We start from the raw sequence: 12,612 nt of genomic DNA on the forward strand, positions 1-12,612 counted from the left end.
CGGGCCGGGGACCGTCACGGCCCGGCGGGTCCGGACAGCACCCGTCGCGTGCCGTCCGTGCGGTTCGGAGCCTGCGCGAGCGAGGCGCTCGCACCGACCACGGTGACTCCGTCGCGGGCCACCAGCACCGGGTAGAGCTCGAGGGCGGCCAGCTCCGGATGGTCCTCCGCCAGCAGGCCCACCCTGACCACGACATCCGCGAGCGCAGAGCGGTCCGCGGGAGGCAGCCCGCGCAGACCCCTCAGCTTCACCGCCGTCGCCGGAGCGTCCACGAGCTGCGCGGCCGCCTGCTCGCTGAAGGGCGGGATGGCATAGGCGATGTCCTCGAGCAGATCGGTGGCGTCCCCGGCGACGGACAGCGAGACGACCGGCCCCAGCGAGGGATCCTCGACGCTGCGCACCACCATCGGGACGCCCGCCGGCGCCATCTCCTGGACCTCGAGGTCGGCACCCGAGAAGGACAGCTCACGACGCATCCGCGCATGGGCGGCACGGAGCTGGCTCTCGTCGGCCAGATCCAGACGGACGCCCCCGAGGTCGGAGCGATGGCGCAGTACCGGATCCGTGCTCTTGAGAGCCACCGGGTAGCCGATGCGCGCGGCAGAGGCGACGGCCTCGTCGGCGGTCCGGGCCGGGCCGCTCGCCGGCATCGCGATCCCGTAGGAGCTCAGCAGAGCACGGGTGGAGTCGGCGTCGAGAGCCCGATGGCGGCCGGGCTCCTCAGGCAGGTGGAGGTCGACGATCGCACGGGCGGCCGCGAGGTCGACGTCCTCCCGTCGGGCAGGCTCCTCGTCGTCGACGGCGGGCCTCAGAGCCGCAGCGAGCATGCCGGCTCCTGCGCGCACGGCGTCGAAGGCCGTCGGGTGGACGGGAGGAAGCGACGGATCCTCCCGGACCGCGCGCTGGACCTCCTGCATGCGCTCATGGCTGGTGATGAGCACCACGAGCAGCGCGACCTCGCTGTGCCGGGCGACGAGCGCCATCTCCCTCAGCGACTCCACCGGATCGGCGGTGAGCGGATCCAGGATCCCCGCGATCACGAGGTCCGCATGGCCCGGCCCGGCGATCGAGGTGAAGGCGCGCTGGATCAGGCGCGGGTCGGCGCCGAGCGGGACGCTCCGGTGGTCGACGACGACCTGCATGCCGACCTCGTCGGCCGCTCCGCGCAGAGCTGCGCCGAGCGCCGCCGTGTTCGACAGGAGGCCGACCCGCGGCCCCTGCGGCACGCCCTGCCGCCCGATCGCATCGACCACGTCCATGAGGTGGTCGACGCTCCCGGTGCGCACCACACCGGCCGAGGCGAGCACCTGGTCCAGGGCACGGCGGGGCAGGGTCGAGGGTCGGACGTCGTGCCCGGGAGTGCCGCTGACATGGAGCCCCGGAGGGCGCAGGACGATCAGCGGTGTGCGACGGGTCAGCCTCCTGGCCAGGCGGGTGAACTTGCGGGGGTTGCCCATGGACTCCAGGGCGAGCGCGATGACGTCGACGCGCTCGTCGTCCTCCCAGTGCTGGAGGGTGTCGTTGAGCGAGACGTCGGCCCGGTTGCCGACGGCGACGAACTCGTGGATCCCCAGCCCGCGCTGATCGGCGCCCGCCAGCAGCATCGCCGACAGGGCGCTCGACTGACCGGCGAGCGCGATCGAGCCGCGGCGGGGCATGGCCGGCGAGAGGGAGACGCTGATCGGGTCCTCGTCGGTGCGCAGGAACCCGAAGGATCCCGGGCCCAGCAGACGCATCCCGTGCAGCCTCACGCGGGCGACGATCTCACGCTGCAGCCGTCGTCCCTCGTCGTCGTCCCAAGGGCCCTCGGTCGGGATGACGATGCTTCGCACGCCGATGCGTGCGCACTCGTCGATCGCGGCGAGGCATGCCGTGCGCCGCAGGGCGATCACCGCGAGGTCGACGGGCCCGGGGACGTCGGAGATCCGAGCGTGAGCACGATGTCCGCCGAGCTCGAAGGCGTCGCGCGCGATCACGTGCACGGCCCCCTCGTACCCGGAGGCGTCCAGGGATGCGAGGAAGCGACCCCCGGGCGAGTCGGCGCGCGTCGACGCCCCCACCACCAGCACGGAGGACGGGTTTAGGAGACGCTCGACGGCACGGGACTCCGCACGGTGCTCGCGCTCGGCCATCACCGCGAGCGATCGGGCCGTGGGATCGATGCGGAACGAGACCAGGACGACCCCGTCGTCGAGCGTGCGCCGCACGTCGAAGCCGGCGTCGGTGAACACGTTGATCATGCGGCTGTTCTGCGGGAGCACCTCGGCGGTGAACACGGAGATGCCGCGCTCCCGGGCGGCTGCGGCCAGATGCTCGAGCAGCACCGACCCCAGGCCAGTCCCCTGGCGGGCGTCCGAGACGTTGAACGCGACCTCCGCCTCATCCGGCCCCGTGCGGTCGTAGCGGGCGACCGCCACGATCTCCTCGCCGACCAGGACGATGAAGGCGACGCGGTCGCGATGGTCCACGACCGTGAACCGTTCGAGGTCCCTCGGCGACAGGCGCGGCATCGGGGCGAAGAACCGCAGATAGCGGGAGGCCTCCGACTGGCGCTCGTGGAACTTGGCGAGAGCCGCGGCGTCCTCGCGCCGGATCGGCCTCAGATGCGCGGCGGAGCCGTCGCGCAGAGCGATGTCCGCCTCCCAATGGGCCGGGTAGGCGGGCGGCGGTGCTGATGCGCTCCGTCGTCCGGGCCGTCGTCCTGCGTGCCTCTCCGCCATGCTCGGAATCCTATCCTCGAGGGCTTCCGCGTCTGCTGGCTTGACCGGTCTCACGCCCTGGTGGGCCCGCAGGATCCGCAGATCGGGCACCGTCATGCGCCATGATGTCCTCCATGGCCAGATCACGAAGCACCGCGTCGTCCCCCGAGGAAGAAGCCGTCGACGAGACGATCGTCGACATCGACGTCACCAGCGAGATGGAGACCTCGTTCCTCGAGTACGCGTACTCGGTGATCTACTCGCGCGCACTGCCCGATGCGCGGGACGGGCTCAAGCCGGTCCAGCGCCGCATCCTCTACATGATGGACGACATGGGCCTTCGGCCGGACCGCGGGCATGTCAAGAGCCAGCGCGTGGTCGGCGAGGTGATGGGCAAGCTCCATCCCCATGGAGATACTGCGATCTACGACGCGCTCGTGCGCATGGCGCAGGACTTCTCCATGCGGCTGCCCCTCGTGGACGGGCACGGCAACTTCGGATCGCTGGACAACGGTCCCGCCGCCGCCCGATACACCGAGGCGCGGCCCGCACCTGCTGCGCTGCTCCTCACCTCCTCGCTCGACGAGGACGTCGTGGAGATGGTCCCGAACTACGACAACCAGCTGACCCAGCCCGGAGTGCTCCCGGCCCAGTACCCGAATCTGCTGGTCAACGGCGCCTCGGGCATCGCCGTGGGCATGGCGACCAACATGGCGCCGCACAACCTGGTCGAGACCATCGCGGCGGCGCGCCATCTGATCGACCATCCTGACGCCGAGCTCGAGGAGCTCATGCGCTTCGTGCCAGGCCCCGACCTGCCCAGCGGCGGCCGCATCATCGGCCTGGACGGCATCCGCGACGCCTACCGCACCGGTCGCGGCTCGTTCAAGATGCGGGCGACCACCAAGATCGAGAGCGTCACCAGCCGCCGCAAGGGCATCGTGGTGACCGAGCTGCCGTATCAGGTCGGCCCCGAGAAGGTCGCCGAGAAGCTGCGGGACGCGGTGCAGTCCAAGAAGGTCCAGGGGATCACCGACTATCAGGACCTCACCGATCGCCACCATGGCCTGCGCCTCGTGCTGACCGTCAAGTCGGGGTTCGATCCCGAGGCCGTGCTCCAGCAGCTGTACAAGCACACCCCGCTGGAGGAGTCCTTCGGCATCAACAACGTCGCCCTGGTCGACGGCCAGCCTCGCACGCTGGGGCTCAAGCAGCTCCTCGAGGTGTTCGTCGCCCACCGTCTCGACGTCGTCCGTCGACGCACCGAGCACCGTCTGGGGCGACGCAGGGACCGCCTGCACCTGGTCGAGGGCATGCTCCTCGCCATCGTCGACATCGACGAGGTCATCCAGATCATCCGCACCAGCGACGACGCGGAGTCCGCACGGTCCCGGCTGATGGGCGTGTTCGATCTCTCCGAGCGCCAGGCCGAGTACATCCTCGAGCTGCGGCTGCGGCGCCTGACGAAGTTCTCCCAGATCGATCTGGAGGCGGAGAGGGACGAGCTGCGCCGCGAGATCGAGCAGCTCGAGGAGATCCTGGGCTCCGAGAGCGTGCTGCGCGCGCTCGTCTCCGAGGAGCTCGCACAGGTCGCCGCCGAGCACGGCACACCTCGCCGGACGGTGCTGCTGGAGGCCTCGGACCAGCCGGCGCCTGCTTCCGGCGCGTCTCTCGAATTCGCCGACGAGCCCTGCCGGGTGCTGCTGACCGGTACGGGCCTCGTCGCGCGGCTCGCCGGGAGCGACGAGCTCCTGCGCGAGGGACCGCGCTCCGCGCACGATGTCATCATCTCGGATCTGCTGACCTCCTCCCGCTCGACGATCGGAGCGGTCACCAGCCGCGGGCGCGTCCTGCGGGTGCCGGTGGTGGACCTGCCCTCGCTCGCACCGACCGCCCAGGCTCCTTCTCTCGCCGGCGGCACCCGGCTGTCCGATCTCGTGGACCTCGACAGGGACGAGCGCCTGCTCGGCCTGATCCGCACCGAGACGGCCGACGTCGAGCGCGGCGGTGCGATCGCGCTCGGCACCCGACAGGGCGTGGTCAAGCGCGTGCAGCTGGACTTCCCGAGGGCCGACGGCTTCGAGATCATCTCCCTCAAGGACGGCGACGAGGTGGTCGGCGTCGTCGATCTGGAGGATGACACGGACCTGGACCTCGTGCTCATCACCTCGGATGCTCAGCTGCTGCACTTCCCGTCCTCGGGGGTCCGCCCGCAGGGCCGCGCCGCCGGCGGCGTGGCCGGCATCAAGCTCTCCCCTGGAGCGAACGTCGTCTCCTTCGGCGTGATCGACGTGACGGCCGCGGCGGACGTGGTCACCGTCGCCGGCAGCTCCTCCACCCTGCCCATGCTGCAGACCGGATCGCTGAAGGTCTCCGCCTTCGCCGAGTTCCCGGCGAAGGGGCGTGCGACAGGAGGAGTGCGCTGCCATCGCTTCCTGCGCGGTGAGGATGTGCTGATCGGCGCCTGGGTCGTCCCTCACGCCGCGCGCGCCTGCTCCGAGGCCGGACAGCCCATCGATCTGCCGGAGCCCGTCGGTCGCCGCGATGGATCGGGGACCCCCGCCGCCGTGCCCATCGCCGCAGTGGGGTGATCATGTCCCCCGACGTCGACTCTGCCTCCCGGCGCGACCCGTCCGCCCGCCCCGTCTCGTCCTCCGGCTCCGCCGCGGCCTCGAGCTCCACCGCACCGGCCGCGGGCCCGTCCCCGGCCGCCGAGAGCTCGCGAGCCGCCCGCACCGAGTCCCTCCATGTGCGCCTCGGCGGCGCAGGCGCCCTCGGCGGGGCGCTGGTCGGGCTGATCTCTCTGCGCGGGACCGCTCCGCTGGGCGGGTCCGGATCGATCGGCCAGGTGGCGGCGCTGTCCGTGCTCGGCTGCGGCACCCTCACCGCCGCTCTCGTCCTCACCGTCCTGGCGCCGGGCACGCTGCCTCTCGGCGGAGGGCGACGGCGACTGCGTCGGGCGATCGATGCGATCGGCCTCTCGCTCCTGCTCGGTGTCCTGGGCCTGTTCCTCACCAGTGGACTGTTCGGGGTGTTCCAGGCGGCCTTCATCGGCGTCGCCCTGGACCGCTTCGCCGGTGCCTTCTGGGTCGCCGCGGCGTCCGGAGCCGCCTGCTATGTCATCTCGGCGACGGCCGCGTCGCTGGACGGCCGCTCGCTGGCGACGCTGCTGGCGGTGTTCATGACGGTCGGTGTCCTCGTCAGCGCCATGAACGCCCCGGACCCGTACTGGTGGGAGCGCTACTTCTCGGAGCTCGGTGAAGGCCAGGACAGGGCGAGCCTCATCTTCAACATGACGCTCATCCTCACGGGCGTCGCCCTGGTCGTCGTCGCAGAGCTGCTCGCCCATGACCTCGAGCGCTGGGCGGAGGCTGCCGCGGAGCCCCGATGGAAGACGTCCACGGTGCGTTCCCTCCTGACTGCGCTCGGTGTGCTCGTGGCGCTCGTCGCGATCATCTCCCGCACCGTGAGCGTGTTCTGGCACGACGTCGTCGCCCAGACGCTCGTGGTCGTCTTCGGGATCACTCTGCTCGTCGTCCCCGCACTGCTGCGCAGGCTCCCGGGGGCGCTGCTGTCGGTGACGGCCGGTGCGCTGGGCCTGCTGATCGCCGTCGTGGTGCTCTACATCGGACCGGGCTACCTCAACATGACCGCCTTCGAGATGGGCGCAGCGGTGATCGTGTACGTGTGGCTGCTGCTGTTCATCCGCATGGTCGCGGCAGCGGCCCAGGGCGTCTCGGAGGACGAGGGCGCCCCGCAGGCCGAGGCGAACGGCGGCACCCCGCACGCCGACGACGCCCAGCAGGCCGAGGCAACCGACGGCGGCGGCCCGGCAGCGATGGCAGACGGTGGAAGGATGGACCCATGACTTCATCCGAGCCCCTGACCTCCCCGACTCCCCCGTCCCTTCCCTCCGGCATCACGCTCGGCGTCGAGCACGGTGCCGATGCCGTCGTCGTCGACCTCCCTTCCGCCTCTGCGGTCGTGCACCTCGACGGCGCCCATGTGACGAGCTGGGCTCCTGCAAGCAGCACCGAGGTGCTGTGGATGAGCCCCGACTCCTCCTTCGGCACCGGGGCCGCGATCCGCGGCGGCATACCGCTGGTGGGTCCCTGGTTCGGTCCTGGCCGCGCGGGTGACCACGAGATCAAGCACGGGTGGCTGAGGAACGTGCGTTGGCAGCTGGTGGCCGCGACCGTCGTCGGCGAGGACGCCCTCCTCGAGCTGGTCACCCCGTCTGGTCACGAGGACATGTCGGCCCGCCTGCAGGTGCGCATCGGGTCGGAGCTCTCGCTCGATCTCGAGCTCACCGCCGGAGACGCACCCCTCGAGCTCGAAGCCGCCCTGCACACCTACTTCGCCGTCTCCGACGTCCGCGCGATCTCCATCGAAGGGGTCGGCGGCGCTACCTACCTCGACAACACCCGAGGGCTCGCCGAGGACGTCCAGGCGGAGGGCCCGCTGCGACTGACGGGATCCACGGACCGCATCTTCGACACCGCGGGCGAGGTCCGCATCGTCGACCGAGGGCGCACCATAGTCTCCGCTCCTCGCGGAGCTGCCAAGACCGTCGTGTGGAACCCGTGGTCCGACCTCGCTGCAGGCATGGCCGACATCCCCGATGACGCCTGGCCGGAGTTCGTCTGCATCGAGCCCGCCGTGAACAAGGACCGCTTCGTCGCCCTCGATGCCGGCGCGTCGCACTCCCTCGGAGTCACCTACCGGATCGAGAGCTGATCCTGCACCCGGACGCCGGCCGGCACGGCTCCTGGAGCCGGCCGGCGTCCGCGATCGATCGGCTCCGAAGCTCTCCGCCGCTCCATGCTCTGACCATGCCCCTCCGGCGGCGCACCGGACCCGAGCGTCCCTCTGCACCGGCCGTGCGACGCCCATGGCGCAGAGCTCCGCTCCGCTCCGCAGCCGCGCCGCATCCCCGCAGCAGTCCTGCGCCGGCCATGCATCGCTGCCCATATCCGGCGCAAAGCGCCGTCCTTCCGGCAGACCCCGCGCGTCCGGTGCCGGAAATTCACTTGCCCCAGCACTGCGCCCCTGATCGGATACTCCCATGGAGACCATGACGACACCGATCCCGACGCGCGGCACGAGGTCGCTGCCCGTCGGCGCCGTCCCGGTCCTCCGCCGGATGCACGACGCCGCCGTGCACGTCGCGTCCGATGGAGACCGACGCGACGCCGACGGCCAGCTCCTCCGAGCCCGCTGACGCAGCATCTCTCGAGCCTCAGACCTCCTGAGGCTGCGGGACAGCTGCTCGACCACGCGGCAGAGCGCGGCAGCGTCCGGGCAGAACATCCCTGCTGCTGAATGCACTGCTGCTGATCAGCGCCTCAGTCCCGGGGCGCATCGAGGCGAATGCTCCCGAGCCGAGTGCTCGACTCTCAGGACAGCAGCTGTCCTCAGCGCGAACGATGCTTGATGGCGATCGAACGATGCGCCGCCGCGCGCGCGGATGAACGGCACCCCGCCTTCATCGCCCCTCCAAGGACACATCCCATCCGTCGAATCCCTTCACCCCGCCGATCAGGAGCCCTCCCATGTCACACCCGACCGCTCTCTCCCCTCCGCGACCCGCCCAGCCGCCGGACCCAGTGCCCGGAGCGGCCCGTCCGTTCGATGCCGTCCGGTTCGCATCCGTCGCAGAGACCGTCGAAGCCCGCGAGACGTCGGCGTCCGCTGCACCCGTCGTCCCGTCGGGCCAGGTCGACGAGCGCCTCCGTGCGGACCTCCTGGAGCTGCGTCGCACCGTCGATGCGCTGCTGGACGACGGCAGTGCGCCGGAACCTGGGCGCGCCGTCCTCCGAGCTGCGCGCTTCCTGGCCCACCGGCGCTCGAGCAGGCTCGTCCATGCCGTTCTGCGGAGCCGCTCCATGGCTCGTGCTCGAGATCTCGAACGTGCCCGCCACGAGCGTGATCTGCTGTTCTCCGGCGTCGGGATGCTGCGCTGATCGCTCGATCCGAGTGACCCTCCGGTCCGAGGACGACCGGTCACGCCAGCCGAGCATCAGCGCACCGGGATGCCCTCCTCGGCCATGGCCCGCTTGGCCTGTGCGATGGTCATCTGCTGGAAGTGGAAGACGCTGGCGGCGAGCACGGCATCCGCGCCCGAACGCACTGCTGGCGCGAAGTCCGCAGGTGCTCCAGCCCCGCCGGAGGCGATCAGCGGCAGGCTGGTCGCCTCCCGCGCGAGGCCGATCAGCTCGAGATCGAAACCCTTCTCCGTGCCATCAGCATCCATGGAGTTCAGCAGGATCTCACCGGCTCCGCGGTCGGTGACCTCACGGATCCACGCGATCGCGTCGATTCCTGTGCCGCGACGGCCGCCATGGGTGGTCACCTCGAACCCCGAGCCGGAACGGGCAGTCCCCTCCGGGGTGTCATCGGTGACACGACGAGCATCGATCGACAGCACCAGCACCTGGTTCCCGAACCTCCGGGAGATCTCGCTGATCACCTCAGGACGAGCGATCGCCGCCGTGTTCACGCCGCACTTGTCGGCACCGGCCCGCAGCAGCTGGTCGACATCGTCGACCGAGCGCACACCGCCGCCGACGGTCAGCGGGATGAAGATCTGCTCGGCGGTCCGTCGGACGACATCGACCATGGTGTCGCGTCCGCCGGAGGAGGCGGTGACGTCGAGGAAGGTCAGCTCATCTGCGCCCTCCTCGCCGTATCGGGCCGCCAGCTCCACAGGGTCGCCCGCATCGCGGAGGTTCTGGAAGTTGACGCCCTTGACGACGCGACCGGCGTCGACATCCAGGCACGGGATGACACGGACTGCAACGCTCATGCGTCGATCCTCTCTCGGTCGAGCTCCTCGGCTCCCTCGATGATGAACTGCTTTCGCGGGGCGACCTCCGATCCCATCAGAAGTTCGAACATCGCGCTCGCCGCCTCGGCATCCTCGATGCGGACACGTCGCAGCGTCCGATGCCGCGGGTCCATCGTGGTGTCCGCCAGCTGATCGGCATCCATCTCACCCAGGCCCTTGTACCGCTGGATCGGCTCCTTGTACCGCTTGCCTCGCCGCTCGAGGTTCCGCAGCAGCTTCTGCAGCTCCGCCTCGGAATAGGTGTACACCAGCTCGTTCTTCCGCTTCCCCCCGTGGATGATCTCCACGCGATGCAGAGGCGGGACCGCCGCATACACCCGCCCTGCCTCGACCAGTGGCCGCATGTAGCGATGGAAGAGCGTCAGCAGCAGCGTCCGGATGTGCGCACCGTCGACGTCGGCGTCCGTCATCATGATGACTTTGCCGTAGCGCGCCGCATCCAGATCGAACGTGCGCCCGGATCCGGCGCCCAGCACCTGGATGATCGCGGCGCACTCGGTGTTCTTGAGCATGTCGGTGATGGACGCCTTCTGTACGTTCAGGATCTTGCCGCGGATCGGCAGCAGCGCCTGGAAATCCGAGGACCTCGCGTTCTTCGCCGTGCCCAGCGCGCTGTCTCCCTCGACGATGAACAGCTCGGAGCGCTCCACATCGGTGGAGCGGCAGTCCGCAAGCTTCGTCGGCATGGTCGAGGACTCCAGCGCGTTCTTGCGCCGCGAGACCTCTTTGTGCATGCGGGCGGCGATGCGCGCCCGCATCTCCGAGACCACCTTGTCGATGACCAGTGCCGCCTGCTCCTTCTCCCCCTTCTTCGTGGAGATGAGGAACTCGGTCAGACGCTGCTCGACCACCTTTGCCACGATCTGACGGATCGCTGGGGTGCCGAGCACCTCCTTGGTCTGCCCCTCGAACTGCGGCTCGTCGATGCGCACGCTGACCACTGCCGTCAGGCCCGCGAGAGTGTCGTCCTTCTCGATCTTCTCGTTCTTGGGATTGAACTTAACCCGTCGGGCCTGGTTCTCGACCTGCTTGCGCAACGTCTTGACCAGCGCCTGCTCGAACCCTGCGACATGGGTGCCGCCCTTGGGCGTGGCCACGATGTTCACGAACGAGCGCAGGGTGGTGTCGTAGTCCGATCCCCACCGCAGCGCGATGTCGACCTCGCAGCTGCGGCCGACCTCGGTGGAGACCATGTGCCCTTGCTCGTCGAGCACCGGAACAGTCTCGGTGTACTCCCCCGAGCCCTGCAGACGGATCACATCGGTGATCTTCTGATCCTGGGCGAGGAACTCCACGAACTCCCCGATGCCGCCCTCGTACCGATAGCTGCGTGTAGCCGGCTGATCAGGGAGCCGTTCCGGCCGGTGATCGGTGACGGAGATCTCCAGGCCCGGCACCAGGAACGCCGTCTGCCGAGCTCGGCGATGCAGATCGTCCAGTGCAAAGTGCGAGCCCTTGATGAAGATCTGCGGATCCGCCCAGTAGCGGACCCGAGTGCCGGTGACCCCGCGCTTCGCCTTCCCGACGACGCGGAGCTCCGCAGGGCCGTCAGCGGCGATGAACGGCGCGTCGGGGGAAGGCCCGTCTCCGTCATCCTCGAACACTCCGGCCTGCCCTCTCCGGAAGCTCATCGCATAGGTCCTGCCCGCCCGGTCCACCTCGACGTCCAGACGGGCTGAGAGCGCGTTGACCACCGAGGCGCCCACGCCATGGAGCCCGCCGGAGGCCGCGTAGGAGCCGCCGCCGAACTTCCCTCCCGCATGGAGCTTGGTGTAGACCACCTCGACGCCGGTCAGTCCCGTGCGCGGCTCCGTGTCGACCGGGACTCCGCGGCCGGTGTCCCGGACCTCGACGGAACCGTCGGGATGCAGCACCACCGAGATGGATTCCCCATAGCCGCCGAGGGCCTCATCGACCGCGTTGTCGAGGATCTCCCACAGGCAGTGCATGAGGCCGCGCGAGTCGGTCGACCCGATGTACATGCCCGGACGCTTGCGCACGGCCTCGAGCCCCTCGAGGACCTGGAGGTTGCGGGCGTCGTAGGCCGACTTCGAACGGGCGGGCTTCGAGGAATCTCTGGAGCTGGACACCCTGCCGATTCTACGGGCAGCGACCTTCGCAGCCCGTCATTGGGGCCCCGCTCACACGTTCTTTGCGCCGCGAGCGAACCACGGCGCACAGTCCTCGTGAAGGCGACCGTCGGATGCTAGAAAAGACCCATGAACCTCACTCTCGAAGCCCCCCGGCTGACCGCGAAGGACCGCTGCGACCGCTGCGGCGCCCAGGCGTACGTCAAGGTGCTGCTCCAGGTCGGCGGCGAGCTGCTGTTCTGCGCTCATCATGCCCGTGCGCATGCCGACGCCCTGCAGGACGTCGCTGCCGAAGTCATCGATGAGACCGAGCGCCTGAACGCCAAGCCGGAGCCGGTCGAGGACTGAGCATCTTCTGATCGCCTTCCTATGCCTGAGGGCCCTGCACTGCAGAGTGCAGGGCCCTCAGGCATAGGAAGGCGTCCTCTCCGCCCCTCATCCCTCCAGCAGGCTGGTCGCGTCCGCCGCGAAATGGACCCAACGGCTCGGAGCATCCCCGCGAACGTGCTCCACACCTGTCCTCGCGAATCCCGCCCGTTCATACAGGCGCTGTGCGACATCGTTGCGGGAGTCGACCGCGAGGCTGAGCAGCGGCCTGCCGAGCTCGAGGCTCAGCTCCGCGGCGGCGAGCAGGAGCAGGCGGGACAGCCCCCGGCCGCGCGATGCCGGCTCGACCCAGAGGGAGACCAGATGCGCTTCGTCCTCTGCCACCAGGTCGTCGGCATCGTAGCCCTCGGGAAGCACGCCGATCCCTCCGAGCGTCCGCGACCCCGCCCTCGCCTGCAGATGGAGACGGGGCCCCGTCGCATCCGCGCGCCACTGCGCCTCGCTCCAGGTGCGCACGTCGGCCGGTGACCAGAAGGCCTCGGGATCCTCGTCCAGCATCCGCAGCCGCAGCTCCCTGTGGGCCGCCCAGTCCTCGGAGCCGATGCGGACCACACGCATCTCCCCGACTGCGGTCGGGCGAGGAGGTGCG

General features: G+C 69.9%; 10 protein-coding genes. 6 read left to right on the forward strand and 4 right to left on the reverse strand.

Annotation, left to right across the window (positions count from 1 at the left end; translation table 11 throughout):
• Window positions 1–14: 14 nt before the first annotated feature.
• The gene (locus ACZ5AJ_RS07185; RefSeq protein WP_464138366.1) at window positions 15–2,720 is read right to left on the reverse strand and encodes a GNAT family N-acetyltransferase; all 2,706 of its coding nucleotides are present in this window, start codon (window positions 2,718–2,720) and stop codon (window positions 15–17) included.
• Window positions 2,721–2,833: 113 nt separating this feature from the next.
• Here ACZ5AJ_RS07185 and ACZ5AJ_RS07190 point away from each other — a divergent pair, with 113 nt between their 5' ends.
• From ACZ5AJ_RS07190 to ACZ5AJ_RS07210, 5 genes are all read left to right on the forward strand, one after another.
• Complete coding sequence (locus ACZ5AJ_RS07190; RefSeq protein WP_464138368.1) at window positions 2,834–5,290, forward strand: DNA gyrase/topoisomerase IV subunit A; 2,457 nt, start codon at window positions 2,834–2,836, stop codon at window positions 5,288–5,290.
• 2 nt (window positions 5,291–5,292) lie between these two features.
• A complete protein-coding gene (locus tag ACZ5AJ_RS07195) occupies window positions 5,293–6,567 on the forward strand; it encodes a hypothetical protein (protein ID WP_464138369.1) in 1,275 nt (424 codons plus the stop codon).
• On the forward strand, window positions 6,564–7,436 hold the full coding sequence (locus tag ACZ5AJ_RS07200; protein ID WP_464138371.1) for a D-hexose-6-phosphate mutarotase: 873 nt from the start codon (window positions 6,564–6,566) through the stop codon (window positions 7,434–7,436). The genes ACZ5AJ_RS07195 and ACZ5AJ_RS07200 overlap by 4 nt, the downstream gene beginning before the upstream one ends.
• A 328-nt stretch (window positions 7,437–7,764) precedes the next feature.
• Complete coding sequence (locus ACZ5AJ_RS07205; RefSeq protein ID WP_464138373.1) at window positions 7,765–7,920, forward strand: hypothetical protein; 156 nt, start codon at window positions 7,765–7,767, stop codon at window positions 7,918–7,920.
• A gap of 331 nt (window positions 7,921–8,251) precedes the next feature.
• Window positions 8,252–8,662, forward strand: a complete 411-nt coding sequence (locus ACZ5AJ_RS07210; RefSeq protein WP_464138375.1) for a hypothetical protein — start codon at window positions 8,252–8,254, stop codon at window positions 8,660–8,662.
• Window positions 8,663–8,718: 56 nt separating this feature from the next.
• On the opposite strand, the gene hisF is transcribed toward ACZ5AJ_RS07210, so the two are convergent.
• A complete protein-coding gene (gene hisF / locus ACZ5AJ_RS07215; protein ID WP_464138377.1) occupies window positions 8,719–9,504 on the reverse strand; it encodes an imidazole glycerol phosphate synthase subunit HisF in 786 nt (261 codons plus the stop codon).
• Window positions 9,501–11,636 (reverse strand): DNA gyrase/topoisomerase IV subunit B, encoded by a 2,136-nt coding sequence (locus tag ACZ5AJ_RS07220; RefSeq protein ID WP_464138379.1) that lies wholly within the window; start codon window positions 11,634–11,636, stop codon window positions 9,501–9,503. Before ACZ5AJ_RS07220 ends, hisF begins: the two co-directional genes overlap by 4 nt.
• A gap of 129 nt (window positions 11,637–11,765) precedes the next feature.
• Between ACZ5AJ_RS07220 and ACZ5AJ_RS07225 the strand changes: the two genes are divergently transcribed.
• Window positions 11,766–11,984, forward strand: coding sequence for a DUF7455 domain-containing protein (locus ACZ5AJ_RS07225; RefSeq protein ID WP_464138380.1), 219 nt, complete (start codon window positions 11,766–11,768; stop codon window positions 11,982–11,984).
• Between the two features lie 87 nt (window positions 11,985–12,071).
• Here the strand turns inward: ACZ5AJ_RS07225 and ACZ5AJ_RS07230 are convergent, their stop codons facing one another.
• Window positions 12,072–12,581, reverse strand: coding sequence for a GNAT family N-acetyltransferase (locus ACZ5AJ_RS07230; protein WP_464138710.1), 510 nt, complete (start codon window positions 12,579–12,581; stop codon window positions 12,072–12,074).
• Window positions 12,582–12,612: the final 31 nt, after the last annotated feature.

It is taken from the genome of Brachybacterium zhongshanense, from assembly GCF_055385755.1.

Excerpts from the sequence above, each read along its gene's own strand:
- ACZ5AJ_RS07225 (WP_464138380.1), top strand. The coding sequence starts at position 11,766 with ATGAACCTCACTCTCGAAGCCCCCCGGCTGACCGCGAAGGACCGCTGC.
- ACZ5AJ_RS07230 (WP_464138710.1), bottom strand. The coding sequence starts at position 12,581 with ATGCGTGTGGTCCGCATCGGCTCCGAGGACTGGGCGGCCCACAGGGAG.
- ACZ5AJ_RS07185 (WP_464138366.1), bottom strand. The coding sequence starts at position 2,720 with ATGGCGGAGAGGCACGCAGGACGACGGCCCGGACGACGGAGCGCATCA.
- ACZ5AJ_RS07210 (WP_464138375.1), top strand. The coding sequence starts at position 8,252 with ATGTCACACCCGACCGCTCTCTCCCCTCCGCGACCCGCCCAGCCGCCG.
- ACZ5AJ_RS07200 (WP_464138371.1), top strand. The coding sequence starts at position 6,564 with ATGACTTCATCCGAGCCCCTGACCTCCCCGACTCCCCCGTCCCTTCCC.
- ACZ5AJ_RS07205 (WP_464138373.1), top strand. The coding sequence starts at position 7,765 with ATGGAGACCATGACGACACCGATCCCGACGCGCGGCACGAGGTCGCTG.
- ACZ5AJ_RS07190 (WP_464138368.1), top strand. The coding sequence starts at position 2,834 with ATGGCCAGATCACGAAGCACCGCGTCGTCCCCCGAGGAAGAAGCCGTC.
- hisF (WP_464138377.1), bottom strand. The coding sequence starts at position 9,504 with ATGAGCGTTGCAGTCCGTGTCATCCCGTGCCTGGATGTCGACGCCGGT.
- ACZ5AJ_RS07195 (WP_464138369.1), top strand. The coding sequence starts at position 5,293 with ATGTCCCCCGACGTCGACTCTGCCTCCCGGCGCGACCCGTCCGCCCGC.